This is a genomic window from Streptomyces sp. NPDC028928 (assembly GCF_055564915.1).
Map to the genome: position 1 here is coordinate 1 of NZ_JBVHVI010000040.1, position 3,171 is coordinate 3,171.

Genomic DNA, 3,171 nt, shown 5'->3' on the forward strand with positions numbered 1-3,171 from the left:
CTCCGTGGTGATCGGCACGCCGGCGGGAAGACCCTCCAGCGTCGCGACAAGTGCGGGACCGTGGGACTCCCCCGCGGTCAGCCAACGCAGCCTGCCCGGGGGAGTCACAGGACCTCCTCGGCGGTTCGGCCGGTGCCGGACGGAAGTTCGTACGCCGGGAAGAGACGGTGCATCTCCGCGTGGAAGCCGGGGAACGTCTTGGCCACGCAGCCCGGGTCGTCCAGGGTGATCGTGCCCGGGGCGGCCAGGCCGAGTACGGAGAAGGCCATCGCGATGCGGTGGTCCCGGTGACAGTCGATGAGCGCGGGGCGGGGTGCGCCGGGGAGCACGGTGATCCAGTCCTCGCCCTGGGCGGTGTCGATGCCGCAGGCCCGCAGATTGCGGGCGACCGCCGCGATGCGGTCGGACTCCTTCAACCGGGCGTGACCGATTCCGTGGATCGTGATGGGGGCGTCCGCCAGGGGGGCGATCGCCGCGAGCGTCATGAAGGTGTCGGAGATGTCTCCCATGTCGACGCTGAACCCTCCGCGGAGCCGGCCGGTGCCGGTCACGCTCGTGGCGCTGTCCGTCATGGTGACGCGTGCACCGGCCTTCTCCAGCGTCTCCACGAACCGCAGATCGCCCTGGAGACTGCCCGCGGTGAGGCCCGGGACGGTGATCGTCCGCCCGGTGACCGCCGCGGCGGCGAACACGTACGAGGCGGTGGAGGCGTCCGGCTCGATCACCAGGTCGGTGGCCGTGTACCCGCCGGGCTCCACGCGGAGTCCGCCCTCGGTGGTCTCCTCCACGCGGGCGCCGAAACGGCGCATCAGGCTCGCGGTCATGCCGACGTACGGGCTGCTGACCAGTGCTTCGGCCCGGGCCAGGAGCCCGTGCCGCATGAGCGGCGCGGCCATCAGCAGCCCGCTGAGGTACTGGCTGCTCATGGACGAGTCCACCGTCAGTTCACCGCCGGTCAGCTCGGAGGCGCAGACCAGCAGGGGAAGCCCGTCGCCGGGACCCGTCTCGACATGGGCGCCGAGCCGGCGCAGCGCCTCCACCAGCGGCCGCTGGGGCCGGGCGCGCAACTGGGCGGAACCGTCGAACAGGAACGTACCGCTGCCCGCGGCGGCGTAGGGCGGCAGGAAGCGGGCCGCCGTACCCGCGTCCGAGCACCACAGCCGGGCCTGTCCCACCGGCCCGCCGCCGAGGCCGGTCACCTCCCAGAACTCGGACAGCGGGCTGCTGCGTACCACCACCCCGCAGGCCGTCAGCGCCTCGCGGAACGCCCGTGTGTCGTCACTGACGAGCGGCGCCCACACCTTGCTGACGCCCCGGGCCGCGGCGGCGAGCAGCAGAGCGCGGTTGGTGAGACTCTTCGATCCGGGTATCCGCGCATCCGTGCCCGGCGGGGAGATGTCGGTTGCGGTCATGGTCGGTTCTCCTCGGTCATCAGGACATGCCGGTTCACACACCGGGCAGGGAGGCCACCCGCTGAGCCGGGACGACTTCCTCGTCCCACAGCTGCCCGGCAGGGGACCGCGGCGGCTGCCGGCGCGGGCGGGTCGAGCCGTCCTCCACGTGCCAGCCCTGCTCCGCCATGCGACGGCGCAGTTCCTCGGTGAAGCCGACGGGGGTGGCGAACTCCACCGTCACGCCCTGCTGTCCGGTCGCGTCGTCGGTGGTCACCTCGTGCGCGGCCACGCCGTGCTCGGCGAGTGTGTCGAGCAACCGGGCCAGTTCCCCGGGGCGTTCGCCCACGGTCACCCTGAACAGACGCTGTGCGGCCGTACGGTGCGCGGGCGGCGGCGCGATGGCACGCAGCCCCCTCGCGCCGCGCTCGAGCAGCTCCACCACGTGGCATCGGTCCGCTGTCCGCGGCTCACCGCGCCGCGCGATGTGCTCCAGGGCGGTGAGGAGCCCTGCGAGGTCCTTCTCGAGCTCCCGCAGCACCTCGAAGACCGGTGCGGCGTTGCTGCACAGGATGTCGGCCCACAGCTCGGGGTCACCGCCGGCGACACGGGCGGTGTCGCGCAGTCCCTGTCCGGCGAGCCGGAGGGCGTCCGGCGCGCCATTCAGCAGGCGGGCGGCGAGCAGGCTCGCCACCAGGTGGGGGGTGTGGGAGGTGAGTGCCACCGCCCGGTCGTGTGCCTCGCAGTCCATGACGAGCGGGGTCGCCCCGCACAGGGCGACCAGCTCCAGGGCGTGGTTGAGGGCCGTCTCCGAGGTCCGCGGTGAGGGGGTGAGCACCCATGGGCGGCCCTCGAAGAGGCCGGCGTGTGCCGCCAGCGGCCCGGAACGCTCCCGCCCGGCCATGGGGTGGCCGCCCACGTAGCAGGCGGCGGCGGTACCGTCGCCGGCCTCGCGGACGGGGAGGGCCTTGACGCTCGCGACGTCGGTGTAGGTCCGGGCGAGTCCCCGGGCACGCTGCTCGGCGAGCACACCGGCCACCGCGCGGGGTGGTACGGCGAGGACGGCGAGGTCGACCGGCCCGGTGGGGGAGTCGGTGACGCCCGCGCCGAGCGCCGCCGCGGTCCGGGCCGCCGACGGATCGCGGTCCAGAAGGTGGACCGTGACGCCGCGGCGGCTCATCGCCAGCCCGACGGACGTGCCGATCAGCCCCGTCCCCACGACAGCCAGGGTCCGGATCACCGGCTCCCCCCTTCGGACGGACCGCTGCCTGCGGTGCGCCGGGCGAGGTCCTTGCGCAGCACGGCCGCGCCGTCCAGGTAGACGTGCCGGACGTCGGCCCTTGCGCGGTCCGTCTCGACGTGCGCCAGGACCCGTACGGTGCGCGGAAGTGCACCCCGCACGTCGAGTTCCCGCGCGCACATCAGTGGTACGTCGACCAGGCCGAGTTCCCGGGCCGCTTCGGCGGGGAACGCGCTGACGAGATCGGAGGTGGCGGTGAAGACGATGCTCACCAGGTTGTCGGGGACGATGTCGTTGGCCGCCATGATTTCCTTGAGCAGCCGGCCGACCTGGTGGCGCAGCAGGTTCGGTTCGTCCCGCTCCACCTGGACGGCGCCTCGCACCGCGCGCAGCGTCATGTTCCGCTCCCGGGCCGGCCGGGTGCCGCTCCCGTCGTGGAGGTGTCGTACATCTCGGCGACGAGGAAGGCCAGGTCCAGCGACTGGCTGCGGTTGAGCCGGGGGTCGCAGGCGGTCTCGTAGCGCTGGTGCAGGTCGTCCA

5 protein-coding genes are annotated in these 3,171 nt (G+C 73.4%); all 5 read right to left on the reverse strand.

The window, feature by feature from the left end:
• Positions 1-108: chorismate synthase (locus ACZ4U1_RS40140; RefSeq protein ID WP_467909129.1), on the reverse strand; the 108-nt coding region annotated here is incomplete at its 3' end.
• A complete protein-coding gene (gene aroA / locus ACZ4U1_RS40145; protein ID WP_467909126.1) occupies positions 105-1,412 on the reverse strand; it encodes a 3-phosphoshikimate 1-carboxyvinyltransferase in 1,308 nt (435 codons plus the stop codon). The genes aroA and ACZ4U1_RS40140, both read right to left, overlap by 4 nt.
• 34 nt (positions 1,413-1,446) lie before the next feature.
• Positions 1,447-2,631, reverse strand: a complete 1,185-nt coding sequence (locus tag ACZ4U1_RS40150) for a prephenate dehydrogenase (RefSeq protein ID WP_467909127.1) — start codon at positions 2,629-2,631, stop codon at positions 1,447-1,449.
• On the reverse strand, positions 2,628-3,029 hold the full coding sequence (gene aroH / locus ACZ4U1_RS40155) for a chorismate mutase (protein ID WP_467909128.1): 402 nt from the start codon (positions 3,027-3,029) through the stop codon (positions 2,628-2,630). The genes ACZ4U1_RS40150 and aroH overlap by 4 nt, the downstream gene beginning before the upstream one ends.
• Positions 3,026-3,171 (reverse strand): 3-deoxy-7-phosphoheptulonate synthase (locus tag ACZ4U1_RS40160; RefSeq protein WP_467909130.1); only part of this gene is annotated, 146 nt, incomplete at its 5' end. The genes aroH and ACZ4U1_RS40160, both read right to left, overlap by 4 nt.

Bases quoted from the DNA above. Each gene is read 5' to 3' on its own strand.
- aroA (WP_467909126.1), bottom strand. From the start codon at position 1,412: ATGACCGCAACCGACATCTCCCCGCCGGGCACGGATGCGCGGATACCC.
- aroH (WP_467909128.1), bottom strand. From the start codon at position 3,029: ATGACGCTGCGCGCGGTGCGAGGCGCCGTCCAGGTGGAGCGGGACGAA.